The sequence below is a fragment of the Stenotrophomonas sp. JAG2 genome, assembly GCF_041080745.1.
Classification (GTDB): Bacteria; Pseudomonadota; Gammaproteobacteria; order Xanthomonadales; family Xanthomonadaceae; genus Stenotrophomonas; species Stenotrophomonas maltophilia_AA.
The window spans coordinates 313904-337794 of record NZ_JBEUMH010000004.1 but is presented as its reverse complement, the minus strand read 5'-3'; the positions used below and the strand labels follow the sequence as shown (position 1 = coordinate 337794).

The 23891-nt window shown below is 67.5% G+C and carries 21 protein-coding genes; 18 read left to right on the top strand and 3 right to left on the bottom strand.

Features of this window, described 5'->3' with window-relative positions; genetic code table 11:
• Positions 1-225: 225 nt before the first annotated feature.
• Together AB9O74_RS07410 and acs are read right to left on the bottom strand one after the other, a co-directional pair.
• A complete protein-coding gene (locus tag AB9O74_RS07410) occupies positions 226-891 on the bottom strand; it encodes a response regulator transcription factor (RefSeq protein WP_070470067.1) in 666 nt (221 codons plus the stop codon).
• Positions 892-1096: 205 nt separating this feature from the next.
• Positions 1097-3040, bottom strand: a complete 1944-nt coding sequence (gene acs / locus AB9O74_RS07405; RefSeq protein ID WP_369348909.1) for an acetate--CoA ligase — start codon at positions 3038-3040, stop codon at positions 1097-1099.
• A gap of 429 nt (positions 3041-3469) precedes the next feature.
• Between acs and AB9O74_RS07400 the strand changes: the two genes are divergently transcribed.
• From AB9O74_RS07400 to xth, 4 genes are all read left to right on the top strand, one after another.
• The gene (locus AB9O74_RS07400) at positions 3470-4897 is read left to right on the top strand and encodes a DcaP family trimeric outer membrane transporter (protein WP_346492849.1); all 1428 of its coding nucleotides are present in this window, start codon (positions 3470-3472) and stop codon (positions 4895-4897) included.
• A 66-nt stretch (positions 4898-4963) separates the two neighbouring features.
• Entirely contained in the window at positions 4964-6619 is a 1656-nt protein-coding gene (locus tag AB9O74_RS07395) for an MFS transporter (RefSeq protein WP_354275147.1), read from the top strand.
• A 179-nt stretch (positions 6620-6798) separates the two neighbouring features.
• Positions 6799-8214 (top strand): coniferyl aldehyde dehydrogenase, encoded by a 1416-nt coding sequence (locus AB9O74_RS07390; RefSeq protein WP_369348908.1) that lies wholly within the window; start codon positions 6799-6801, stop codon positions 8212-8214.
• A 43-nt stretch (positions 8215-8257) separates the two neighbouring features.
• Positions 8258-9025, top strand: coding sequence for an exodeoxyribonuclease III (gene xth / locus AB9O74_RS07385; protein ID WP_088432299.1), 768 nt, complete (start codon positions 8258-8260; stop codon positions 9023-9025).
• Between the two features lie 63 nt (positions 9026-9088).
• Here the strand turns inward: xth and AB9O74_RS07380 are convergent, their stop codons facing one another.
• Positions 9089-9340: a GlsB/YeaQ/YmgE family stress response membrane protein gene (locus AB9O74_RS07380; protein WP_038685456.1), complete on the bottom strand. Its 252-nt coding sequence runs from the start codon at positions 9338-9340 to the stop codon at positions 9089-9091.
• Between the two features lie 90 nt (positions 9341-9430).
• On the opposite strand from AB9O74_RS07380, the gene AB9O74_RS07375 reads away from it, so the two are divergent.
• The 14 genes from AB9O74_RS07375 to AB9O74_RS07310 all read left to right on the top strand — a co-directional run bounded on the left by AB9O74_RS07375 (position 9431) and on the right by AB9O74_RS07310 (position 23848).
• Positions 9431-10030, top strand: coding sequence for a 4'-phosphopantetheinyl transferase superfamily protein (locus AB9O74_RS07375; protein ID WP_176987787.1), 600 nt, complete (start codon positions 9431-9433; stop codon positions 10028-10030).
• Between the two features lie 59 nt (positions 10031-10089).
• On the top strand, positions 10090-10728 hold the full coding sequence (gene rsmG / locus AB9O74_RS07370; protein ID WP_346479201.1) for a 16S rRNA (guanine(527)-N(7))-methyltransferase RsmG: 639 nt from the start codon (positions 10090-10092) through the stop codon (positions 10726-10728).
• Positions 10729-10929: 201 nt separating this feature from the next.
• Positions 10930-11727, top strand: coding sequence for a ParA family protein (locus AB9O74_RS07365; protein WP_019185613.1), 798 nt, complete (start codon positions 10930-10932; stop codon positions 11725-11727).
• Entirely contained in the window at positions 11727-12650 is a 924-nt protein-coding gene (locus tag AB9O74_RS07360) for a ParB/RepB/Spo0J family partition protein (RefSeq protein ID WP_176987790.1), read from the top strand. The genes AB9O74_RS07365 and AB9O74_RS07360 overlap by 1 nt, the downstream gene beginning before the upstream one ends.
• 35 nt (positions 12651-12685) lie before the next feature.
• On the top strand, positions 12686-12994 hold the full coding sequence (locus AB9O74_RS07355) for a helix-hairpin-helix domain-containing protein (protein WP_176987791.1): 309 nt from the start codon (positions 12686-12688) through the stop codon (positions 12992-12994).
• Positions 12995-13036: 42 nt separating this feature from the next.
• Positions 13037-13762 carry a suppressor of fused domain protein gene (locus AB9O74_RS07350; RefSeq protein ID WP_369348907.1) on the top strand — a complete coding sequence of 242 codons (726 nt, stop codon included), beginning with the start codon at positions 13037-13039 and terminating at the stop codon, positions 13760-13762.
• Between the two features lie 45 nt (positions 13763-13807).
• Positions 13808-14773, top strand: a complete 966-nt coding sequence (locus AB9O74_RS07345; RefSeq protein ID WP_369348906.1) for an SDR family NAD(P)-dependent oxidoreductase — start codon at positions 13808-13810, stop codon at positions 14771-14773.
• A gap of 87 nt (positions 14774-14860) precedes the next feature.
• On the top strand, positions 14861-15583 hold the full coding sequence (locus tag AB9O74_RS07340) for a glycosyltransferase family 2 protein (RefSeq protein WP_369348905.1): 723 nt from the start codon (positions 14861-14863) through the stop codon (positions 15581-15583).
• Complete coding sequence (locus AB9O74_RS07335; protein WP_179459693.1) at positions 15583-15924, top strand: lipid-A-disaccharide synthase N-terminal domain-containing protein; 342 nt, start codon at positions 15583-15585, stop codon at positions 15922-15924. Before AB9O74_RS07340 ends, AB9O74_RS07335 begins: the two co-directional genes overlap by 1 nt.
• Before the next feature lie 118 nt (positions 15925-16042).
• Complete coding sequence (locus AB9O74_RS07330) at positions 16043-17830, top strand: DUF885 family protein (RefSeq protein ID WP_369348904.1); 1788 nt, start codon at positions 16043-16045, stop codon at positions 17828-17830.
• A gap of 99 nt (positions 17831-17929) precedes the next feature.
• Positions 17930-18310, top strand: coding sequence for a hypothetical protein (locus AB9O74_RS07325; protein WP_369348903.1), 381 nt, complete (start codon positions 17930-17932; stop codon positions 18308-18310).
• A 53-nt stretch (positions 18311-18363) separates the two neighbouring features.
• Positions 18364-19644: a TolC family protein gene (locus AB9O74_RS07320; RefSeq protein ID WP_369348902.1), complete on the top strand. Its 1281-nt coding sequence runs from the start codon at positions 18364-18366 to the stop codon at positions 19642-19644.
• Positions 19641-20630, top strand: a complete 990-nt coding sequence (locus AB9O74_RS07315; RefSeq protein ID WP_369348901.1) for an efflux RND transporter periplasmic adaptor subunit — start codon at positions 19641-19643, stop codon at positions 20628-20630. Before AB9O74_RS07320 ends, AB9O74_RS07315 begins: the two co-directional genes overlap by 4 nt.
• Before the next feature lie 35 nt (positions 20631-20665).
• Positions 20666-23848: an efflux RND transporter permease subunit gene (locus AB9O74_RS07310; protein ID WP_369348900.1), complete on the top strand. Its 3183-nt coding sequence runs from the start codon at positions 20666-20668 to the stop codon at positions 23846-23848.
• Positions 23849-23891 lie beyond the last annotated feature (43 nt).

The window sequence follows — 23891 nt, the reverse complement described above, 5'->3', positions numbered from 1 at the left end:
GTCGTTGCGCACGCGGACCGCTGGTCTCGCCAACCAAGATGGCTACCCGCACCACGGCGCACTGGCCGAGTATGTTGATGCGGGCGATTCCTTCAGCAGGAATCCGGCTACTCCCCAAGGGGACGCGAAGCTTAGCACCGGGGGTGCAGCGTGGAGCGTCTACCGCGAATTGCGCAGGTAACGCTGGAATTCATAGCTCCGGCTATAACGCCGGCGCGCGTGGATCTACTCTTCTTCCGGCGGCAACACGATCTGTTCGTCATCGATGGCCAGCTTGCCGGCCATCAGCACCGCCTGGGTGCGGTTGGTGACGCCGAGCTTGCGCAGGATCGCGGTGACGTGGGCCTTGATCGTCGCTTCGGACACGTTGAGGTCGTAGGCGATCTGCTTGTTGAGGCGACCGGCGCCGAGCATCTGCAGCACCCGGAACTGCTGCGGGGTCAGCTCGCGCAGGCGCTGGCCGATCTCGCGTTCCTCGCGGCCGGTCGGTGGCACGTTGTGCGCTTCCGGCGGCGCCCAGGTCTCGCCATCGAGGATGGTGCCCAGCGCATGGCCGATCGTGTCCGAATCGGCGGACTTGGGGATGAAGCCGAAGGCGCCATGGTCGAGCGCGCGGCGCATCACCGTCGGCTCCTCGCGTGCGGATACCACCACCACCGGCAGCTGCGGGTGCAGGGCGCGCATGTGGACCAGCGCGTTGAAGCCCTGCGCACCGGGCATGTTGAGGTCCATCAGGACCAGGTCGGCGTCGGTGTGCTGGTCAGCCAGCTGGTACAGCGCTTCCACGCTGTCCGCTTCGTACAGCTGCACGCCGGGGATGACGCGTTGCACGGCCCCGCGAAGGGCTTCGCGGAACAGCGGATGGTCATCGGCAATCAGGAGGGTCGTCATGGTGGGGGTCATGTTGCGGAGGAGTGCAGCGACGCAACGAAAAAGTCTATCGAGATGACAGCCTCCTGAGTCAGGGGGCGGCCGCGAAGCGGCGGGGAGTGGGTGCTGGTGAGGCGGGGCCCACGATCCGCTTGCGGATCGTGGGAGCGACAGCGCGAACGCGATGACGCGGCCCCATCCTGCGCCTTCACGGTGAAGGGTTACTTCACTTCACTTTCCGCTCTTCCACCAGCGAGGCCACGACCGACGGATCGGCCAGGGTCGAGGTGTCACCGAGCTGATCCGGTGCGTTCTCGGCGATCTTGCGCAGGATGCGACGCATGATCTTGCCCGAGCGCGTCTTGGGCAGGCCCGGCGCCCACTGCAGGTGATCAGGCGCGGCGATCGGGCCGATCTCCTTGCGCACCCAGGCCACGAGCTCCTTGTGCAGTTCATCGCTCGGCGTTTCGTCGGCGATCAGGGTCACGTAGGCATAGATGCCCTGGCCCTTGATGTCGTGCGGGAAGCCGACCACGGCCGCTTCGGCCACCTTGGGATGCGAGACCAGCGCGCTTTCCACTTCGGCAGTGCCGATGCGGTGGCCGGAAACGTTGATGACATCGTCCACGCGGCCGGTGATCCAGTAGTAGCCATCTTCGTCACGACGGCAGCCGTCGCCGGTGAAGTAGCTGCCCGGGTAGGTACGGAAATACGTATCGATGAAGCGCTGATGGTCACCGTAGACGGTACGCATCTGGCCCGGCCACGAATCGCGGATGACCAAATTGCCCTCGGTGGCCCCCTCCTGGATCTCGCCGTCGGCGTTGACCAGGGCCGGCTGCACGCCGAAGAAGGGCAGGGTGGCCGAACCCGGCTTGAGATCGACCGCGCCGGCCAGCGGCGAGATCAGGATGCCGCCGGTTTCGGTCTGCCACCAGGTATCCACGATCGGGCAGCGGCTGTCGCCGACCACCTCGTAGTACCAGCGCCACGCTTCCGGATTGATCGGTTCGCCCACGCTGCCGAGCAGGCGCAGCGAACTGCGCGAGGTGCGCTTGACCGGTGCATCGCCTTCGCGCATCAACGCGCGGATCGCGGTGGGAGCGGTGTAGAAAATGGTGACCTGGTGCTTGTCGATCACCTCCCAGAAGCGCGAGGTGTTCGGGTAGTTCGGCACGCCTTCGAACATCACCGAGGTCGCGCCGTTGGCCAGCGGGCCGTACACGATGTAGCTGTGGCCGGTGACCCAGCCGACGTCGGCGGTGCACCAGTAGATATCGTCCTCGCGCAGGTCGAACACCGCTTCATGGGTGTAGGCCGCGTACAGCAGGTAGCCGCCGGTGGTGTGCAGTACGCCCTTGGGCTTGCCGGTGGACCCGGAGGTGTAGAGGATGAACAGCGGATCCTCGGCATTCATGCGCTCGGGTTCGCACTGCGTCGGCTGCGGATCCACCACGTCATGGAACCAGCGGTCGCGCGGGGCCTGCATGTCCACCGCGCCGCCGGTGTGGCGGACCACCAGCACCGTTTCCACGGTGGTGGTGCCGGGCAGCTTCAGCGCGGCGTCGACGTTGGCCTTGAGCGGAATCTTCTTGCCCCCGCGCAGACCTTCGTCGGCGGTGATGATCAGCTTGCTGCCGCAGTCGATGACGCGGTCGGCGATCGAGTTCGGGGCGAAGCCGCCGAACACCACAGAATGGATCGCACCGATACGCGCACAGGCCAGCATGGCCACCGCGGCGTCGACGATCATCGGCAGGTAGATGGTGACCCGGTCGCCCTTCTTGACGCCGAGGTTGCGCAGCGCGTTGCCGAGGCGGCAGGTGCGCTCATACAGCTCGCGGTAGGTGACACCCTGGGCCGGTGCGTCGGGGCTGTCCGGTTCGAACAGCAACGCGATCTTGTCGCCGCGCTTGTCGAGTTGGCGGTCCAGGCAGTTGACGCTGGCGTTGAGCTCGCCGTCTTCGAACCACTTGATCCGGAAATCGTCGAGCTGGTAGCTGACGTTCTTGATGCGGGTGGGTTTCTTGAACCAGTCCAGGCGCTCGGCGGCCTTGCCCCAGAAGGCATCCGGATGCTCCACCGACTCGCGGTAGAGCTGCTGGTACGTGTTCCTGTCGATCCGCGATGCCGCGGCGAACGCGGCGTCGACGGGGTAAAGATCAGCCATGGCACCCTCACTTGCACGTTGACTTGGGTTGTGCGGTCGCAACATAAGTGACGACCTCTCCCCCTCAGTTTGCCGCATCCACCCGCCTGCGCGTTACCGGGGTGGTTAGACCATGGTCGAACGCCGACCACCCCGATATGACATGGCCGTTGACCCCGGTAGCTCACGACCGTTGGTCGCGGTGGCTCACGACCGTTCGCCGCGGTAGCTCACGACCGTTGGTCGTGAGGCACTGCGTACCGACCAACGGTCGGTACCTACGCGGTGCCTTCGGCACCTGCCGGCCGCCTGCCGGCGCCCGGGTCGTACTCGCCCCGTCGGGGGGAGTACGACTAATGGCCAATAGCTTCGGTGCGTCAACGCGCCGCACCCTCGGCTCGACCGTGCCCCATGCGCGGCATCACCTTGCCACCCGGGAGAGAGGGCAACATGAGCCACCGTTTGCTGAGGACGACACGCCGGCCGTTGGCCGCCGCCATGTTCGTCGCATTGATCGCGCCAGGCATGGCGTTCGCCGAAACCGCAAAAGAGAAAGCACTGGAAGCCCGCGTCGTGGAACTGGAGCGCCAGGTCCAGCTGCTGCTGTCCAACCAGCAGCAACAGCAGGTCCAGATCAGCCAGGCCCAGACCGAGGTCACCGCCGTGCGCACGGTCCAGGCGCAGCAGCCGGTGGCGGCCACCGTGCCGGCCGGCAAGCAGCCGATCCAGGTCACCACCATCACCCCGGGTGCCGCGCCGGGCACCACGGTCAAGATCGGCGGCTTCATCAAGGCCGATTTCCTGGCTACCCAGACCGGCGACGGCCAGCTGGCCGACGACGCCACCGGCCGCGCGCTGTACCTGCCGGGCCAGACCCCGGTGGCCGGTGCCGGCGGCAGTGGCAAGCGTTCGGACGTGGACTACAACGCCCACGCCAAGTTCTCGCGCTTCAACCTGGGCATCGACAATGTCAGCGAGGCCGGCAACAAGTCCGGTGCGTTCTTCGAGATGGACTTCTTCGGCAACTCGCTCGGCAACCAGACCGCCACCAATACCTACGGTGCGACCCTGCGTCACGCCTACATGTACTGGAACAACTGGATGGCCGGCCAGACCTGGTCGAACTTCATGGATGCGGCCTCGCTGCCGGAAGCCGCCGACTTCGTCGGCCCGACCGACGGCGTGATCTTCGTGCGCCAGGCCCAGATCCGTTACACCCAGGGCGGCTTCAGCGTCGCGCTGGAAAACCCGGAAACCACGCTGCTCACCGGCGCCCGCAATCCGGTCACCGGTGCGTGGACCAACGTGGCCAGCAACTCCGATCGCGGCGCATTGCCCGACCTGACCCTGCGCTATGGCTGGAAGGGTGACTGGGGCACCTTCGGCGTCGGCGGCGTGGTCCGCCAGTTGAAGGTCGACAACCAGACCACAGGTGCCGATGCGGACAAGATCGCCGGCGGCCTGACCCTGGGCGGCAAGTGGGTGATGGGTCCGACCGACACGCTGCATTACCAGGTCACCGGCGGCGAAGGCATCGCGCGCTACATCGGCCTGGGTGTCACCGCCGATACCGCGTATGACATCGCCCGCGACGAACTCAACCCGACCGGCGTCCTGGCCGGCTACGTGGGCTGGCGCCACGCCTTCACCCCGAAGTTGCGCACCAACCTGATCTACGCGCGCAGCGATTACGACAACGACGGCAGCCTCGGCCCGCTGGTCACCAAGAGCGTGCAGAGCATCCGCGGCAACGTGTTCTACACGCCGATGCCCAAGGTCGATGTCGGCGCCGAGCTGATGTACGGCGTGCGCGAGATCGAGGACGGCCGCAAGGGCGATATCAGCCGCCTGCAGTTCACCACGAAGTACAGCTTCTAAAACAGAAAACGCGTGCCGGCGTACAGCCGGCACAACATCACGATTGCTTCGGAGGGGAAGCGTCCCATGTCAACAACACCTGCACCGGCGAAAGCCCAACTTACCCAGGGACACAAGAAGGTCATCTTCGCGTCCAGCCTGGGTACCGTCTTCGAGTGGTACGACTTCTTCCTGTACGGCTCGCTCGCCGCGATCATCGCCAAGCAGTTCTTCAGCGGCGTCAATGAAACCACGGGCATGATCTTCGCCCTGCTGGCGTTCGCGGCCGGCTTCTTCGTGCGCCCGTTCGGCGCGGCCTTCTTCGGCAGCCTCGGCGACCGCATCGGCCGCAAGTACACCTTCCTGGTCACGATCCTGATCATGGGCATCTCGACCTTCCTGGTCGGCGTGCTGCCCAACTACGCCTCGATCGGTTTCGCCGCCCCGGTCATCCTGATCATCCTGCGTCTGGCCCAGGGCCTGGCGATGGGTGGCGAGTACGGTGGTGCCGCGACCTACGTCGCCGAGCATGCACCGGCCGACAAGCGTGGCCTGTACACCAGCTTCATCCAGTGCACCGCGACGCTCGGCCTGTTCATGTCGCTGCTGATCATCCTGGCCTGCCGCTACTTCCTGGGCAATGAGGCGTTCGAAGCCTGGGGCTGGCGCATTCCGTTCCTGGTCTCGATCGTGCTGCTGGGCGTGTCGGTGTGGATTCGCCTGCAGCTGAGCGAGTCTCCGCTGTTCCAGCAGATGAAGGCCGAAGGCAAGGGCTCCAAGACCCCGTTCCGCGACAGCCTCAAGGACGGCAACCTCAAGCTGATGCTGCTGGTCCTGCTCGGCGCTGCAGCCGGCCAGGCCGTGGTGTGGTACGGCGGCCAGTTCTACGCGCTGTTCTTCCTGAGCAGCATGCTCAAGGTCGACGCCACCACCTCCTACCTGCTGATCGCCGCCGCGCTTGCACTGGGCGTACCGTTCTTCATCTTCTTCGGCTGGCTGTCGGACCGTATCGGCCGCAAGAAGATCATCCTCGCCGGCTGTCTGCTGGCTGCGATCACCTACATCCCGATCTTCAAGGGCCTGACCCACTTCGCCAACCCGGCCATCGAAGAGGCGCGCACCAACTCGCCGGCGCTGGTCAATGCCGATCCGAACACCTGCTCGTTCCAGTTCGATCCGGTCGGCATGCGCAAGTTCACCAGCTCCTGCGACGTGGCCACCGCGGCCCTGACCAAGGCTGGCGTGCCGTATGAAGTGCAGCCGGCACCGGCCGGTTCGCTGGCGGTGGTCAACGTGGGCACCTCCAAAGTGACCTCGTTCGAGGCCGCCGGGTTGACCAAGGATGAGCTCAAGGCCAAGGGCGATGCCTTCGGTGGGGAGCTCAAGGGTGCATTGGGTGCGGCGGGTTATCCGGCCAAGGCCGACAACGCACGCATCAACATCCCGGGCACGATCTTCATGCTGTGGCTGCTGGTGCTCTACGTGACCATGGTCTACGGCCCGATCGCCGCCTACCTGGTCGAGCTGTTCCCGACCCGCATCCGCTACACCTCGATGTCGCTGCCTTACCATATCGGCAACGGCTGGTTCGGTGGCTTCCTGCCGGCGATTTCCTTCGCGCTGGTGGCCGGTACCGGCAACCTCTACTACGGCCTGTGGTACCCGATCATCATCGCGTTGATGACGGTCGTGGTCGGTGGCCTGTTCCTGCATGAAACCAAGGGTGTGGACATCACCAAGTAACGGTGATCGCCACGGCATGACGAAGGGGCCGCGATGCGAATCGCGGCCCTTTCTGTTTCCGGGGTAGTGCCGGCCGCTGGCCGGCTCCCGATCAACCGGCGGGGACGCGTGCGAGGTTGCCGGCCAGCGGCCGGCACGACCGATCCCGCCATCACGCAGCCTGCCGCTATAGTCGGGCCATGAGCGATGCCCACACCGATCCCGCCGCGCTTCCCGCGATCCTGCACGCCCTGCGCACCGCCTGGCAGGCCAATCGCCCGACGCTGGACCAGCGCCGCGGTGACCTGCAGCGCCTGCGCGCGGCCCTAAAGGCGCGCCTGCCGGAGATGGCGGCCGCGATCTCGGCCGACTTCGGCCACCGCTCCAGCCACGAATCGCTGATCGCCGATGGCATGACCGTGCTCGGCGACATCGATCATCTGTGCCGCCATCTGCGCGGCTGGATGCGGCCGCGCCGGGTCGGTGTCGGCTGGCGGTTCTGGCCGGCACGTGCGCATACCCGGCCGGTGCCGCTGGGCGTGGTCGGGGTGATCTCGCCGTGGAACTATCCGGTCAACCTGGCGCTGATTCCGCTGGCGACCGCGATCGCCGCCGGCAACCACGTGATCCTCAAGCCGTCCGAGCACACGCCGCGCACCAGTGCTTTCCTGCAGTCGCTGCTGGCCGAGGTATTCCCGTCGGATCGCGTGGCGGTCGTGCAGGGCGATGGAGACCTCGCCAGCGCCGTTGCCGGCTCGCCGCTGGACCACCTGGTGTTCACCGGCTCCACCACCATCGGCCGCAAGGTCATGGCGGCCGCCGCCGAGCACCTCACCCCGTTGACCCTGGAACTGGGCGGTAAATCCCCCGCCATCGTCTGCAGCGATTACCCGCTGGAGAAGGCGGCCGCGCGCCTGGCCACGGGCAAGTTCTTCAATGCCGGGCAGACCTGCATCGCGCCGGACTACGTGCTGATCGACGGCCATCGCCAGCGCGAGCTGGTGCAGCAGCTGCAGACCCAGGTGCAGGCGCGCTATGGCGATTTCGGCGACGCCGCGGATTACACGCGCATCATCCACGAGGGCCAGTATCAGCGGCTGCGCGGCTATCTGGAGGAGGCCCGCGCGCGGGGCGTTCCGGTGATCGAACTGGCGACGGTCGATCCCGAGCGTGCCCAACGCGAGCGGCTGATCGTGCCGACCATCGTGCTCGATCCGCCGGCCGATCTGGCCCTGATGCGCGAAGAGATCTTCGGTCCGATCCTGCCGGTCTGCGCGTATCCGGATCTGGATGCTGCCATCGCGGAGGTGCAGTCACGTGACCGTCCGTTGGCGCTGTACGTTTTCAGTCACGAACGCACGCAGGTGGAACGGGTGCTGGCGCAGGTCGTGGCCGGCGGCGTCACCGTCAACGACACGCTGCTGCATTTCGCGGTCAATGGGCTGCCGTTCGGCGGCGTCGGCCCGAGTGGCATGGGCGCGTACCACGCGCGTGCCGGCTTCGATGCGATGAGCAAGCAGCTGCCGATCCTGTGGCAGTCGCGCTGGGCCGCCAGCGATCTGCTCAAACCGCCGTATTCGAAGATCGCCGGGATGTTGAAGATGATGGTGCGGTAGGGGGTCGCCGACGAAGGCGCGCCCCACAGGTAGAATGGCGCACATGAAAATCGCCTCCTGGAACGTCAACTCGCTCAACGTGCGCCTGCCGCACCTGGAACAATGGCTCACGGCGTTCGCGCCGGACGTGGTCGGCATCCAGGAAACCAAGATGGAGGACCACAAGTTCCCCGACGCGGTGCTGGCCGGGCTGGGCTACCGCAGCGTGTTTGCCGGGCAGAAGACCTACAACGGCGTCGCGCTGCTCTCGCGCGAACCGGCGCAGGACGTGCAGATCGGCATTCCCGGCTTCGAGGATGAGCAGAAGCGCGCCATCGCCGGGACCGTCAACGGCGTGCGCATCATCAATCTGTACGTGGTCAACGGCCAGGACGTGGGCACCGACAAGTACGCCTACAAGCTGCGCTGGCTCGAGGCCGTGCACGCCTGGGTCGAGGCCGAGCTGGCCAGGTACCCGGAGCTGGTGGTGATGGGCGACTTCAACATCGCGCCCGATGCCCGGGACGTGCACGACCCGCTGGTCTGGAACGAGAACCACATCCTGACCTCCACCGCCGAGCGCGGCGCCCTGAACAAGCTGCTGCAGCTGGGCCTGCACGACGCCTTCCGCCTGCACAGCGAGGAAGAGGGCGTGTTCAGCTGGTGGGACTACCGGGCGGCCGGCTTCCGCCGCAACCTGGGCCTGCGCATCGACCTGACCCTGGTCTCCGACGCGCTCAAGGCGCGCGCGCTGGCCTCCGGCATCGACCGCGAACCGCGTACCTGGGAACGCCCCAGCGACCACGCCCCGGCGTGGGTGCAGTTGGGTTGACCGCGGAAACAACAAGGCCCGGCAGTGCCGGGCCTTGTCGATCGAACGAAGTACGTGAGCGCGTCAGCGGACGCTTCGACGCGTAAACAGGTTCACGATCGCGAGCAGGATGACGGCACCGATCAGCGAGAACAGGAACGTACGGATGGTGATTGCTTCATTGATGCCACCGCCGAACAGCCAACCGGCCAGCAGTGCGCCGATGATGCCGACCACGATGTTGAGGATGATGCCTTGCTGCGCGTCCCGCTTCATGATGATGCTGGCAAGCCAGCCCACGATGCCGCCGACGATCAACCAGATGATGATGCCCATAGCGTTGACTCCCTCTGTGCGGTTGCAACCTGTGCAGTTGACGGCACACCCCGTGAAGTCGTCGTGCAGCCGCGATGGCGGGGGCGTGGCATGAGCCTGCCGGCCACCCTCGACGGCCCCTGGCGCTTCGGCCCGGTCACGGTCTGGCGCCTGCCGCACGTGGCGGGCACCCGTGGCGAGCCACAGGCCCGGGTGCTGCTGGCCGGGCAGCTGGGTGGCGAACCGGAGGATCTGCCGCTGCAGCGCGACCCGCGTGGCCGGCCGGAGCTGCATGGCCCGCTGGCGCATGTGGGCACCGGCTGGAGCCACAGCCACGGGCTGCTGCTGGTCGCGATGGGCGAGGGGGTCCGGCTCGGGGTGGACCTGGAGCCGCTGCGCCCGCGCCCGCGGATGCTGGAGATCGTCCAGCGCTTCTTCCACCCGGCCGAGATCGCCTGGCTGGAGTCGCTGGACGAGACCGCCCGCAACCACTGGTTCTTCCGCGTGTGGTGCGCCAAGGAAGCGCTGCTCAAGGCGCAGGGGCAGGGCATCTCGTTCGGCCTGCACCGGCTGCAGCTCGCGCCGGGCATCGATGGTGGCCTTCACCTGGCCTGGTGCGACCCCGAACTGGGGCCTGCCGAGCGCTGGCACCTGCATGAGTGGCAGGCGGCCGATGATTTCCGGGCCGCGCTGGCATTCCATGCCCTGTAATGGATGCCCGTCGTCCCCGGGCGCCGCTGCCGCCGCAGGCAAGATGCGATAATCACGGCATGACTGATCACACACTTCCATCCGGCGTGGCCGACGCGCTGGAGCGCGGGCTGTCGGCGATGGGCCTGGAGGCCGCGCTGGCACCGCCGCTGCTGACCTACCTGACCCTGCTGGACCGCTGGAACCGTACCTACAACCTGACCGCGATCCGCGACCCGCTGGAGATGGTTACCCGCCATCTGCTCGACTCGCTGGCGATGCAGCCCTACCTGGAGGCCGGCACCCTGGCCGATCTGGGGACCGGCCCCGGGCTGCCGGGCATCCCGCTGGCGATCGCGCGCCCGCAGCTGCAGGTGACCCTGGTCGAGAGCAACGGCAAGAAGGCCCGTTTCATGCGCGAAGCCGTTCGCCAGCTGGGCCTGGGCAATGCGCGCGTGGCCGAGTCGCGCGCCGAGGCGCTGGCCGAACCGGCCGCTTACGACCACCTGACCGCGCGCGCGATGGACACCCTGGCCGGGATCATCCGGGTCGGTGGGCATCTGCTGCGCCCCGGTGGCCGTCTGCTGGCGATGAAAGGCGTGTACCCGCACGACGAGATCGCGCAGCTGCCGGCCGGTTGGTCGGTGGAGAAGGTGGTGCCGCTGAGCGTCCCGGGGTTGACCGGTGAGCGCCATCTGGTGGTGGTCACCGGCCCGTGAGCCGGTGACTTCACTGCCCGCATCGCCCGTCCCACGGTCGTCCTGCCCCTCTCCCGGCCTGGCCCCGTGCCGCGTCGTCGGCGTGCCCGTGGGCGCGGCTGCGGCATTGCGGCGCGTGCCTGCCGCGCATCTCACAGTGCATGACACGCCCCATATACGCATAATGACCAGTCCCACTCCCTGCCGATGAGGCTCACCCGCATGGCCCGCATCATCGCCATCGCCAACCAGAAAGGTGGCGTCGGCAAGACCACGACCGCCGTCAATCTGGCCGCCTCCCTGGCTGCTGCACCCAAGCGCGTGCTTCTTGTCGACCTCGATTCCCAAGGCAATGCGACCATGGGCAGCGGCGTGGACAAGCGCGAAGTCGCCGCCTCCACCTGTGACCTGCTGCTGGGCGAAAGCACCGCGGCCGAGGTCCGGGTCAAGACGCCGGAAGGCTTCGACCTGCTCCCGGGCAACATCGACCTGACCGCCGCCGAGATCCAGCTGATGGACCAGAGCGAGCGCGAGCAGCGCCTCAAGCGCGCGCTGGCCCCGATCCGCGACGAATACGACTACATCCTGATCGACTGCCCGCCGGCACTGTCGCTGCTGACGCTCAACGCGCTGGCCGCCGCCGACTCGGTGATCGTGCCGATGCAGTGCGAGTACTACGCGCTGGAAGGCCTGAGCGCGCTGGTGGAAACCATCGAAGCGCTGCGCGCCAACCTCAATCCCGCGCTGGAGATCGAGGGCGTGCTGCGCACCATGTTCGATGTGCGCAACAACCTGGCCAACGCCGTGTCGGCCGAGCTGACCGAGCACTTCGGCGAGCAGGTGTTCCGCACCATCGTGCCGCGCAACGTGCGCCTGGCCGAGGCGCCCAGCCATGGCCAGAGCATCGTCGGGTACGACCGTGCCTCGCGCGGTGGCGTTGCCTATCTCGGCCTCGCCGGCGAGATCATCCGTCGCAACAACCAACGCAAGAAGGCCGACAAGGCCATGGAGACCGCCTGATGAGCACCAAGCCTGCCCTTGGCAAGAAACGCGGCCTCGGCCGTGGCCTCGACGCGCTGTTGGGGCCCAAGGGGGCGGTGACACAGGTGCAGGCAGCGGCGGTGGTCGAGCCGCAGCCGGGTGAAATCCTGCGCAAGCTGCCGGTCGGCCACCTGCAGCCGGGCAAGTACCAGCCGCGCCGCGACATGGACGAGACCAAGCTCGGCGAGCTGGCCGAGTCGATCAAGTCGCAGGGCGTGATCCAGCCGATCCTGGTCCGCCAGCTTGGCCCGGACCGCTTCGAGATCGTGGCCGGCGAACGTCGCTGGCGCGCCTCGCAGCTGGCCGGCCTGGATGAAGTGCCGGTGGTGGTGCGCGAACTGGAAGACCGCACCGTCATCGCGATGGCGCTGATCGAGAACATCCAGCGCGAAGACCTCAACCCGCTCGAAGAAGCCGAAGCACTGCAGCGGCTGATCACCGAATTCGCGCTGACCCACGCCGAGGCCGCGCAGGCTGTCGGCCGCTCGCGTGCGGCGGTCTCCAACCTGCTGCGCCTGCTTGAGCTGCCGGTCGCGATCCGCCTGCTGCTGGAAACCCGTCGGCTGGAAATGGGCCATGCCCGCGCGCTGCTGACGCTGGCGCCGGAACTGGCCAGCAAACTGGCCCAGGAAGCGGCCGACCAGGGCTGGTCGGTGCGCGAAGTAGAGCACCGCGCGCAGCAGTTCGCCGCCGGCAAGGTGCCGGGCGCGCTGCGCAAGAAGCCCGCGGCCGCCGCGCCGCAGGCCGACATCGCTTCGCTGGAAACCGAACTGTCCGAGTCGCTGGGCGCCCGCGTGGCGATCAACCACGGCCGTGGCGGCAAGGGCAAGCTGATCATCCATTACACCGACCTGGACACGCTGGATGGCGTGCTCGACCGACTTCGCGCACAGAAGGGCTGAGTCCCCCGCAGGCGTCAGAGGATCCCCCCCAAGCAATGAACCCCACCAAGGTCGACCGCAACCATCTGTTGCGTCTGACCGACCTGCCGAATGTCGGGCCGGCCTGTGAGAAAGATCTCCGTCTGATCGGCATCCGCGTGCCAGCGCACCTGCGCGGTCGCGATGCCTATGACATGTACGCGCAGCTGTGTCTGCGCACCGGCGTGATGCACGACCCCTGCGTGATCGATGTGTTCCTGTCGGTGGTGCGTTTCATGCAGGGCGAGGCACCGCGGCCGTGGTGGGATTTCAGCAAGGAACGCAAAGCCACGCTGGCCAAGGAAGCGCCGCTGAGCCTGTGGTGAAGCGGCGCACCCGGCAACCGGCAGCCATCACCGGGAGCACCCATGAGCAATGAACACGACGACGTAAGCCCGGGCGGCAGCCCGATCCTGCTGCACACGCAGGAAAAGGACTTCGAGCCGGCACACGGCGAGGAATCCATCGAGCAGATCAGCGCGCATATCGAGCACTACCTCGGCCCGATCTCGGGCGTGTTCCACGAGATCGTCTCCGACGCGGTGCACATCGACGTGCACGTGGTGCCGGCCACCGAGGACATGCCGTACCTGCGGCTGGTGACCTCGGGCATGAGCGACCTGCCGATGCCGCTGCCCGAGGGCGTGGAAGCGCCGCAGCATATGGAGCTGATGCTGACCCTGCCGGCCGACTGGCCGATCCAGCACGGCGACTTCGACAACGAAGCCCACTACTGGCCGATCCGCCTGCTCAAGAGCCTGGCCCGGCTGCCGCACAAGTACGACACCTGGCTGGGGTTTGGCCATACCGTGCCCAATGGCGATCCGGCCGAGCCCTATGCACCCGGCGTCGGCTTCGATGGCGCGATCGTACTGCCGTCAGTGAGCGCGCCGGAGGGTTTCAGCCACCTGGTGATCGACGATGCAAAGACCATCGTGTTCATGACCCTGGTGCCGCTGTATCCCGAAGAGATGGCGCTGAAGCTGAAGAAGGGCAGCGATGCGCTGCTGGACCGCTTCGATGCCAAGGGCGTCAAGGACATCATCGAACCGGGCCGGGTCAACGTGGCGAGGAAGCGTTTCGGCCTGTTCTGAGCGCATCGGCGATATCCTGTGCGCTGGTAACCCAAGACATCTGCCATGACCATCCTCGTGACCGGCGCCGCCGGCTTCATCGGCGCCAACACCTGCAAGGCCCTGCTCGCGCGCGGTGAGCGCGTCGTCGGCCTGGACAACTACAACGACTACTACGATCCGCAGATCAAGCGCGATCGCGTGGCCGCGCTGTGCCCGCAGGCCGACATCCGCGTGCTCGACCTGACCGACCGCGAGGGCCTGGCCGCGCTGTTCGACGAGGTCCAGCCGACCCGGGTCATCCACCTGGCCGCGCAGGCCGGCGTGCGTTACTCGCTGGAAAATCCGCATGCCTACGTCGACAGCAACCTGACCGGCTTCGTCAACATGCTGGAGCTGTGCCGCCATCGCGGCGTGGCCCATCTGGTGTATGCCTCCAGCAGCTCGGTGTACGGCGATTCCGCCACCCCGCCGTTCTCCGAAGACCAGCGCATCGACAAGCCGCGCTCGCTGTACGCCGCGACCAAGGCCGCCAACGAGCTGATGGCCTACACCTACGCCCAGCTGTTCGGGCTGCATGCCACCGGCCTGCGCTTCTTCACCGTGTACGGCCCGTGGGGCCGCCCGGACATGGCACCGCTGCTGTTCTCGCGCGCGGTGCTGGCCGGCCGCCCGATCGATGTCTTCAACGACGGAAAAATGCAGCGCGACTTCACACATGTCTCCGACATCGTGGAAGGTATCCTCGGCGCGCTGGCGCATCCGTCCAGCGAGGTCGTTCCGCATCGCGTCTTCAATCTCGGCAATCACACGCCGATCGAGCTGGAGCACTTCATCGGTGTCATCGAGGCCGCCGCCGGACGTCCCGCGCAGAAGGTCTACAAGCCGATGCAGCCGGGCGACATGGTCCGCACCATGGCCGATACCACGCGGGCGCATGACGCTTTCGGCTATGAGCCGGCCATGCCGATCGAGCGCGGCCTGCCGCCAGTGGTGGCTTGGTGCCGCGATTATTTCGGTACTCACGCCTGACACACACGCACCCATTCATCTTCGGATAACCTCGGGTGCGGAAAATGCGCGCTCTTTTTCGATCCTGGCCATTCGCAGAGTCCGACCATGAGCCAACCCCAGTTGTCGGTCGTCGTCCCGGTCTTCAATGAACGCGACAACGTCACGCCCCTGATCAACGAGATCACCACCGCGCTGCGCGGACGGATCGAGTTCGAAATCGTCTATGTCGACGACCATTCGCGCGACGACACCCTGGCCGTGCTGCAGTCCCTGAAGGCCACCACGTCGGAACTGCGGGTACTGCACCATGTCACCCAGAGCGGGCAGAGCACCGCGGTGCGCAACGGCGTCAAGCACGCCCGCGCGCCCTGGATCGCGACCCTGGACGGTGACGGCCAGAATGACCCGGCCGACATCCCCGGGCTGCTCGCCGCGCGCGCTGCGGCCGCCGGCGAGGTGAAACTGTTCGCCGGCTGGCGCGTGCACCGCCAGGATTCGGGCAGCAAGCGCTGGGCGAGCAAGTGGGCCAACGCGATCCGCGCGCGCATGCTGCGCGACGACACGCCCGATACCGGCTGCGGCATCAAGCTGTTCGAGCGTGCCGCGTTCCTGGACCTGCCGTATTTCGACCACATGCACCGCTACCTGCCGGCGCTGATGCAGCGTGCCGGCTGGAAGACCATCAGCGTGCCGGTCAATCACCGCCATCGCACCGCGGGCGTATCCAAGTACAACAACCTCGGCCGCGCCCTGGTCGGCATCCGCGACCTGCGTGGGGTCGCCTGGCTGATCACGCGCAGCAAGCGCACCGCCGTGGAAGAACGCTGATGGAACTGCACTGGCTCGACCAGCCGCTGACCTGGCTGTACTGGACCGGCCTGCACGTCACCGGCTGGAAGCTGATCGGCTACACCGGCGCACTGATGTTCGGCGGCCGCTGGCTGGTCCAGTTCGTTGCCTCGCGCCGCGCCGGCAAGCCGGTGATCCCACGCCTGTTCTGGTACATGAGCGTGGTCGGCAGCCTGATGACGCTGAGCTACTTCCTGTTCTCGGCCAAGCAGGACTCGGTGGGCGTGCTGCAGAACCTGTTCCCGGCGTTCACCGCGCTGTACAGCCTGAAGCTGGATATCGCGCACCGCGGATGGAAGCGGGACAAGGCCAGCCATTAGGGTAGATCCACGCCATGCGTGGATGCTTGCCGTGTCGGGGGCAGGACCTTTGATCCATGCAGCGCCCGGCCGCTTGGTGCCATCATGGGGGTTTGCCGTCCCTCGGGAACCCCTGACCGTGAAATCACCGCTCGTTGCTGCGCTGCTGCTCGCTCTGGCCCTTCCTGCCGGCGCTGCCCTGGCCGCGCCTCCGGCTGCCCCGGCCGCCGCCCCGGCCCGCCTGGCCACTGAAGGTCCTGCCGATGCGCAGTTCCGCGCCATCTACGAGAAGGAATGGGCCTGGCGCGAGGCCGGGGGTGGTGAAGCCAGTGAGGATGGCGACGGCCCGGCCAACGCCACCCGCATGCCGGATGTCGGCGCGGCCGCGCAGCAGGGACGCCTGAAGGTCTGGGACGACGTGCTGGCCCAGCTGGACAAGGTCGACACCAAGGCGCTCTCGGCCGAAAACCGGATCAACTACGCGATCTACCGCGACCAGGTGTTCAACCTGGCCGCCGATGTGCGCCTGCGCGGCTATGAGATGCCGTTCAATGCCGATTCCTCGTTCTGGTCCAACCTGTCCTTCATGGCGCGGCGCGAGATGAAGACCGCGCAGGACTACCGCAACTACATCGCGCGCCTGAACGATGTGCCGCGCTATTTCGACCAGCAGACCGAGAACATGCGCGCCGGCCTCAAGCGCGGTTTCAGCGTCCCGCGTGCGGTGCTCGATGGCCGCGAGGTGTCCATCGCCACCGTGTCCGAACTGAAGGACCCGACCCAGTCGCCGCTGTACGCACCGTTCAAGAAGCTGCCGGCCGGCATCCCCGCCGCCGAGCAGGCGCAGCTGCAGGAGCAGGCCCGCCAGGCCATCGGCGGCAGCGTGGTGCCGGCCTTCGCCAAGCTGCGCACCTTCTTCGTCAGCGAGTACGTGCCGCAGGCGCGCACCACCCTGGCCGCCGAGGCGATGCCGGGCGGCAAGGCGTACTACAAGCAGCAGATCCACGAGTACACCACGCTGGACCTGACCCCGCAGCAGATCCACGAGATCGGCCTGAAGGAAGTCGCGCGCATCCAGGCCGAGATGGACGGCATCATCAAGCAGGTCGAGTTCAAAGGCAGCTTCGCCGAATTCCTGACCTTCCTGCGCACCGATCCGCAGTTCTATGCCAAGACCCCGGACGAGCTGCTGCACCGCGCCGCCTGGATTTCCAAGCGCGTGGATGGCGTGATCGGCAAGTACATGACGCTGCCGCGCGCACGCTTCACCATCGTGCCGGTGCCGCCGGACATCGCCCCGTTCTGGACCGCGGGCCGCGGTGGCATGGGCACCTACTGGCTCAATACCTACAACCTGCCGGCGCGGCCGCTGTACAACCTGCCGGCGCTGACCCTGCACGAGTCCGATCCGGGCCATGCGCTGCAGGGCGCGCTCGCGGCAGAGCAGGGCGAGCAGCCCGCGTTCCGTCGCAACAACTACATCTCTGCGTACGGCGAAGGTTGGGGCCTTTACTGCGAGAAGCTCGGCGTGGAGATGGGCATCTACGAAACCCCGTACGAGGATTTCGGCCGCCTGACCTACGAGATGTGGCGCGCCGCGCGCCTGGTGATCGATACCGGGGTGCACCACAAGGGCTGGACCCGCGAGCAGGCGCTGTCCTACCTGCGCGACCACACCGCGCTGAGCGAGCATGAAGTGACCACCGAAGTGGACCGCTACATCTCCTGGCCGGGCCAGGCGCTGAGCTACAAGCTCGGCGAGATCGCGATCGTGCGCCTGCGCACGCAGGCCGAGCAGGAGCTGGGCGACCGTTTCGACGTCAAGGCCTTCCACGACGCCGTGCTGAGCCAGGGTTCGGTGCCGCTGCCGGTGCTGGAGGAACAGATCCAGGCCTTCATCGCCCAGCGCAAGGCCGCGGCCAGCTGATCCGCGTGGGGCCGGTCATCGTGCCGGCCCCCGCCAACGTGAACCACCGGACCGCGCTGCGATTGTGTAACGGCTTCGCACCCGGCTACCCTGCGGGCCATGTTCCGTCGTGCCCGCCCGCGTCCGTCCCTGCTGCTCCGCCTGCTGATGCTGGTGGTGGTCGGTGTGGGCGTGTTCGGCAGTTCGCTGGCCTCGGCCCTGGCCGACATCCACCTGACCGTTCATGCGGACAGCAGCGAGCTGCATGGCAGCCTGGATGACACGGCGTCCACCGTGCCAGGCGATGACGATGGCAATGACGACTGGCTGCATGCCCTGGTGCATTGCGGCCACTGCCATGGCCACGGCGGCGTGCTGCCGATGGCCGCGATGGCCTGGAGCCTGGCGGCCGCCCCCAGCCACGGTGTCCCTGCCGGGCTGATCGCGCAGCTGCGCTCACAGCCGCCCGAGAACCTGCTGCGTCCCCCGATAGCGATCTGATGCCCTGCGGCCGCGCGCCGCCGTTTGCCATCTGACCGTTTCTGGAGACTCCCATGTGGATGCGTCTGGCAGCCTTGGCTGCCATTGCGTTCGTGCCGTGCGTGTACGCACAGGGCACGACACCCGCCGTACCGTTGACCCTCGACGACGCCATCGCGCGCGTTGCCCAGTACCACCCCGACCTGCGCCTGGCCGAGGCCCAGCGTCCGGTGTGGGAAGCCCGCCGTGACGCGGCCGGGCTCCCGCCCCCGCTGACCCTGGGCGTGGAGCTGGAGAACGCGCTCGGCACCGGCGACAGCCGCGGCTTTGATGCAGCTGAAGCCACCGTCACCCTGGCCGGCGTGCTGGAGCGTGGCGGCAAGCTGGATGCCCGCCGCGCCGTGGCCCAGGCCAATCTGGACAGCCTGGCCCCGCAGCGCGAAACCGCGCGGCTGGACCTGATGGCCGAGGTCGCACGCCGCTATCTGGCGGTGACCGACGCGCGCCAGCAACTGCGCATCGCCGAGACCGATATCGAACAGCGCAGGCGCGCGGTCGCCGCCGCACGGCTGCGCCTGCAGGCCGGTGCCTCGCCGGAATCGGTGCTGATGACCGCCCAGGCGATGCTGGCCCAGGCCGAACTGGACCGCGATCGCGCCAAGCAGATGGACCAGTCCGCGCGTGCGGCGCTGTCGGCATTGTGGCGCCAGCGCGATTCTGGCTTCGATGTCGTGACTGGCGACCCGATGCAGCTGCCTGCGCTGCAGGACTTCGCGGTACTCGCCGACGAACTGCAGCGCACCCCGGAACTGGCCGTGCTGGCCGGCGAACGTCGCATCCGCGAGGCGCAGGTGCAGCTGGCCCGCACCCAGGCGCGGCCGGATGTCAGTTGGCAGGTCGGCGTGCGCAACAGCCGGGATACCCGCGATACCTCATTGGTCGCGGGTTTCAGCCTGCCCTTAGGCAGCGTGCGCCGTGCCGAGCCGGAGATCCGCGCGGCGGAAGCCGAACTGGCGCTCAACAGCGTGGAGCGCGATGCGCGCGCACTGCAGTTGTACGCCACGCTCGCCGAAGCGCATGGCCGCTACCTGACCTCGCGGCTGGAAGTCACCCGCATGGGGCGCGATGTGCTGCCCCAGCTGCAGCGTGCCGAGAACGCTGCCGAGAAGGCCTGGCGTGCCGGCGCGATCAGTTACATGGAATGGGCCCAGCTGCAGGCGATGCGGATCGACGCACGCCAGCGCCAGCTTGAGGCGGCCATCGCCGCACAGACCGCCCTGATCGAAATCCAGCGCCTGACCGGCCAGAGCATGGTCGCCGCTACCGACACCGTGTCCACGGAGGACCGCCGATGACCCTTTCCCAGACCCGTACCGCGCTGGCTGGCAGCATGTTGATCGCGCTGATGGCGCTCACCGGCTGCGGCGGCACTGAACCCGCTGCGGCACCGGCCAAGCCGGCCGGGACCGATGCCGGCCATGGTGAGGCCGGGCACGACGATGATCATGACGATCACGACGCCCCGGAAAGCACTACCATCGCCGCGGCCATGGCCGACCAGGCCGGCATCCGCGTCGCACCGGTCGTGGCCGGCACCATCGCCGACGAACACGACGTGCAGGGCCTGTTGACCCCGGTCGATGGCCGCGTCGCCCAGGTGATGGCGCGCTTCCCCGGCCCGATCCGCTCGCTGCGCGCCAACGTCGGCGACCGCGTGCGCGCCGGCCAGGTGCTGGCCAGCATCGAGAGCAATCTCAGCCTCACCACGTACACGGTCAGCGCACCCATCGGTGGCGTGGTGCTCGCGCGCCAGGCCCAGGTCGGCGGCGTCGCCGGTGAGGGCACGCCGCTGTTCGAGATCGGCGATCTCTCCACCTTGTGGGTGGACCTGCATATCTTCGGCAACGACACCCAGCACATCACCGCCGGCGTGCCGGTCACCGTGTCGCGGATGACCGACGGCGTCAGCCAGGCCACCACGCTGGAAAGTGTGCTGCCCGGCACCGCCACCGCCAGCCAGAGCACGGTCGCCCGCGCGACGCTGCGCAACGACGATGGTCAGTGGCGGCCCGGTGCCGCGGTCAAGGCGCGGATCGTCGTGGCCACCACGCCGGCTGCGCAGGTGGTGCCGCTGAGCGCGCTGCAGACGATGGACGGCAAGGACGTGGTGTTCGTGCGCCAGGGCGATACCTATGCCGCGCGTGCGGTGATGCTGGGTGCGCGCGACGCGGGCAAGGTCGAAGTGCTCGGTGGCCTGACCCTCGGCGAAGCGGTCGTGGTCGAGCAGAGCTACGTGGTCAAGGCCGATATCGGCAAGGCAGGGGCATCGCATGAACATTGACGTGCTGCCGTGCCCCGCAGACGGAGGGCGCCCCCATGCTTGAGCGCATCATCCGCGCCGCCATCGCCCATCGCTGGTTGATGATGGCCCTGACGTTGGTGCTGATCGTCATCGGCAGCTGGAGCTTCACCCGGCTGCCGATCGACGCCACCCCGGACATCACCAACGTCCAGGTGCAGATCAACACCGCCGCCCCCGGCTATTCGCCGCTGGAGACCGAGCAACGCATCACCTACCCGGTGGAAACGGTGATGGCCGGCCTGCCAGCCATGGAGCAGGCGCGTTCGCTGTCGCGCTACGGGCTCTCGCAGGTGACCGTGGTGTTCAAGGACGGCACCGACATCTACTTCGCGCGCCAACAGGTCGCCGAACGCCTGCAGCAGGTCAAGTCGCAGATTCCGGACGGCCTCGATCCCCAGCTGGGACCGATCTCCACCGGCCTCGGCGAAATCTTCATGTACACCATCGATGCCGATCCCAAGGCACGCAAGGCCGATGGCACGGCGTACACCGCCACCGACCTGCGTACCCTGCAGGACTGGGTGATCCGGCCGCAGCTGCGCAACGTGCCCGGCGTGACCGAGGTCAACACCATCGGTGGCTTCCAGCGGCAGGTGCACATCACCCCCGACCCGGCCCGGCTGCGCGCGCTGGGCTTCACGCTGGAAGATGTCGCGCAGGCGGTGGAGACCAACAACCAGAACGTCGGCGCCGGTTACATCGAACGCAACGGCCAGCAGTTCCTGGTGCGCATTCCCGGCCAGGTCGCCAACCTGGAGGAGATCGGCAACATCGTGCTGGCCCGCCGCGAAGGCGTGCCGATCCACGTGCACGACGTCGCCCAGGTGCAGGACGGACCGGAGCTGCGCAGTGGTGCGGCCACCCAGAACGGCCATGAAGTGGTGATGGGCACCGTGGTGATGCTGATCGGGGCCAACAGCCGCGATGTCGCCCAGGCCGCGGCGGCGCGCCTGCAGCAGGCGCAGGCCAGCCTGCCCGAGGGCGTCACCGTCACCGCCAGCTACGACCGCACCGCGCTGGTGGACCGCACCATCGAGACGGTCGCCAAGAACCTGATCGAAGGCGCGTTGCTGGTGATCGTGGTGCTGTTCCTGCTGCTCGGCAATTTCCGTGCGGCGCTGATCACCGCGGCGGTGATTCCGCTGGCGATGCTGTTCACGCTGACCGGCATGGCCCGCGGCGGTGTGTCGGCCAACCTGATGAGCCTGGGCGCGCTGGACTTCGGCCTGATCGTCGACGGGGCGGTGATCATCATCGAGAACTGCCTGCGCCGCTTCGGCGAACGCCAGCACGTGCTCGGCCGCGACATGACCCGCGAAGAACGTTTCGCCGAAACCGCCAGCGCCACGGCTGAAGTAATCCGCCCCAGCCTGTTCGGGCTGGGCATCATCACCGCGGTGTACCTGCCGATCTTCGCGCTTACCGGGGTGGAAGGAAAAATGTTCCACCCGATGGCGATCACCGTGGTGCTGGCCCTGACCGGTGCGATGGTGCTGGCGCTGACCTTCGTTCCCGCCGCGATCGCACTGTTCCTCGGGGGACGTGTGCAGGAAAAGGAGAACCGCCTGATGGCGTGGGTGCGCCGGCGCTACGAGCCGATGCTCGCGTTCGCCCTGCGTCGCGGCCGCTGGATGGTCGGCGGTGCGCTGGTGCTGGTGATCGGCTGCGGCCTGCTGGCCACGCGGCTGGGCAGCGAGTTCGTGCCGAACCTGGACGAAGGCGATGTCGCCATGCACGCGATGCGCATCCCCGGGACCAGCCTGACCCAGTCGATCGAGATGCAGAAGCAGATCGAGAACCGGCTGGTGCAGTTCGCCGAGGTGGACAAGGTGTTCTCCAAGATCGGTACGCCGGAGGTCGCCTCCGATCCGATGCCGCCCTCGGTGGCCGATACCTTCATCATGATGAAACCGCGCAAGGCCTGGCCGGATCCCCGCAAATCGCGTGCGGCCCTTCTCGGCGAGCTGGAAGAAGCGGTCGAGCAGCTGCCCGGCAACAACTACGAGTTCACCCAGCCGATCCAGATGCGCACCAACGAGCTGATCTCCGGCGTGCGTGCCGACGTGGCGGTGATGTTGTTCGGCGATGACCTGGACACGCTGCTGTCGGTCGGCAAACGCATCGCGGCGGTGGCCGGCACCGTGCCGGGCGCGGCCGACGTGCGGGTGGAGGAAACCAGCGGGCTGCCGCTGCTGACCGTCACCCCGAATCGCACCGCGTTGGCCGGCTATGGGTTGAATCCAGGGCAGGTCCAGTCGACCGTGGCCACGGCGGTGGGCGGGCAGGTGGCAGGGCAGTTGTTCGAAGGCGACCGCCGCTTCGACATCGTGGTGCGCCTGCCTGAAGCGCTGCGCCAGGACCCGGCCGCACTGGCGGACCTGCCGGTGTCGCTGGAGCCCGCGCTTGCGGATGCGGCCGATGAATCCAGCAGAGCGGGCAGCTGGACCAGCGGCAGTGCACGCACGGTGCCGTTGCGTGAGCTGGCGACCTTGAGCAACAGCGAAGGGCCGAACCAGATCAACCGCGAGAACGGCAAGCGCCGGATCGTGGTCACCGCCAACGTGCGCGATCGCGATCTCGGCGGGTTCGTCGGTGACCTGCAGCAGGCGATCGGACGGGATGTGCAGGTGCCCAACGGCTACTGGATCGAGTACGGCGGCAGCTTCGAGCAGCTGATCTCGGCCAGCCAGCGCCTGTCGGTCGTGGTGCCGGTGACATTGGCGATCATCTTCGCGCTGCTGTTCTGGGCGTTCGGCTCGGTCAAGGATGCGGCCATCGTGTTCAGCGGGGTGCCGCTGGCGCTGACCGGCGGCGTGCTCGCGCTGGCGCTGCGCGGTATTCCGCTGTCGATCTCGGCCGGCGTCGGCTTCATCGCGCTGTCCGGCGTGGCCGTTCTCAACGGGCTGGTGATGATCAGTTTCGTCCGCAGCCTGCGCGAGCACGGCATGCCGCTGCCGGAGGCGGTACGCGACGGTGCGCTGGGCCGCCTGCGCCCGGTGCTGATGACCGCGCTGGTGGCTTCGCTCGGCTTCGTGCCGATGGCCTTCAACGTGGGTGCCGGCTCGGAAGTGCAGCGCCCGCTGGCGACCGTGGTGATCGGTGGCATCGTCTCGTCCACGCTTCTGACCCTGCTGGTGCTGCCGGTGCTGTACCGGTGGCTGCATCGGAAGGGCGACGCGGCACGGGCTGTTGGGTAATCCTTGATCGTCGGGTAGCACCCGACCGTTGGTCGGGTGATTC

What these genes read in the sequence shown, in the direction of transcription:
- AB9O74_RS07355 (WP_176987791.1), top strand. Translation starts at nt 12,686, where the DNA reads ATGAACCCCACCAAGGTCGACCGCAACCATCTGTTGCGTCTGACCGAC.
- AB9O74_RS07380 (WP_038685456.1), bottom strand. Translation starts at nt 9,340, where the DNA reads ATGGGCATCATCATCTGGTTGATCGTCGGCGGCATCGTGGGCTGGCTT.
- AB9O74_RS07345 (WP_369348906.1), top strand. Translation starts at nt 13,808, where the DNA reads ATGACCATCCTCGTGACCGGCGCCGCCGGCTTCATCGGCGCCAACACC.
- rsmG (WP_346479201.1), top strand. Translation starts at nt 10,090, where the DNA reads ATGACTGATCACACACTTCCATCCGGCGTGGCCGACGCGCTGGAGCGC.
- AB9O74_RS07310 (WP_369348900.1), top strand. Translation starts at nt 20,666, where the DNA reads ATGCTTGAGCGCATCATCCGCGCCGCCATCGCCCATCGCTGGTTGATG.
- acs (WP_369348909.1), bottom strand. Translation starts at nt 3,040, where the DNA reads ATGGCTGATCTTTACCCCGTCGACGCCGCGTTCGCCGCGGCATCGCGG.
- AB9O74_RS07400 (WP_346492849.1), top strand. Translation starts at nt 3,470, where the DNA reads ATGAGCCACCGTTTGCTGAGGACGACACGCCGGCCGTTGGCCGCCGCC.
- AB9O74_RS07410 (WP_070470067.1), bottom strand. Translation starts at nt 891, where the DNA reads ATGACGACCCTCCTGATTGCCGATGACCATCCGCTGTTCCGCGAAGCC.
- AB9O74_RS07340 (WP_369348905.1), top strand. Translation starts at nt 14,861, where the DNA reads ATGAGCCAACCCCAGTTGTCGGTCGTCGTCCCGGTCTTCAATGAACGC.
- AB9O74_RS07350 (WP_369348907.1), top strand. Translation starts at nt 13,037, where the DNA reads ATGAGCAATGAACACGACGACGTAAGCCCGGGCGGCAGCCCGATCCTG.
- AB9O74_RS07395 (WP_354275147.1), top strand. Translation starts at nt 4,964, where the DNA reads ATGTCAACAACACCTGCACCGGCGAAAGCCCAACTTACCCAGGGACAC.
- AB9O74_RS07320 (WP_369348902.1), top strand. Translation starts at nt 18,364, where the DNA reads ATGTGGATGCGTCTGGCAGCCTTGGCTGCCATTGCGTTCGTGCCGTGC.
- AB9O74_RS07335 (WP_179459693.1), top strand. Translation starts at nt 15,583, where the DNA reads ATGGAACTGCACTGGCTCGACCAGCCGCTGACCTGGCTGTACTGGACC.
- AB9O74_RS07365 (WP_019185613.1), top strand. Translation starts at nt 10,930, where the DNA reads ATGGCCCGCATCATCGCCATCGCCAACCAGAAAGGTGGCGTCGGCAAG.
- AB9O74_RS07375 (WP_176987787.1), top strand. Translation starts at nt 9,431, where the DNA reads ATGAGCCTGCCGGCCACCCTCGACGGCCCCTGGCGCTTCGGCCCGGTC.
- xth (WP_088432299.1), top strand. Translation starts at nt 8,258, where the DNA reads ATGAAAATCGCCTCCTGGAACGTCAACTCGCTCAACGTGCGCCTGCCG.
- AB9O74_RS07390 (WP_369348908.1), top strand. Translation starts at nt 6,799, where the DNA reads ATGAGCGATGCCCACACCGATCCCGCCGCGCTTCCCGCGATCCTGCAC.
- AB9O74_RS07325 (WP_369348903.1), top strand. Translation starts at nt 17,930, where the DNA reads ATGTTCCGTCGTGCCCGCCCGCGTCCGTCCCTGCTGCTCCGCCTGCTG.
- AB9O74_RS07315 (WP_369348901.1), top strand. Translation starts at nt 19,641, where the DNA reads ATGACCCTTTCCCAGACCCGTACCGCGCTGGCTGGCAGCATGTTGATC.
- AB9O74_RS07360 (WP_176987790.1), top strand. Translation starts at nt 11,727, where the DNA reads ATGAGCACCAAGCCTGCCCTTGGCAAGAAACGCGGCCTCGGCCGTGGC.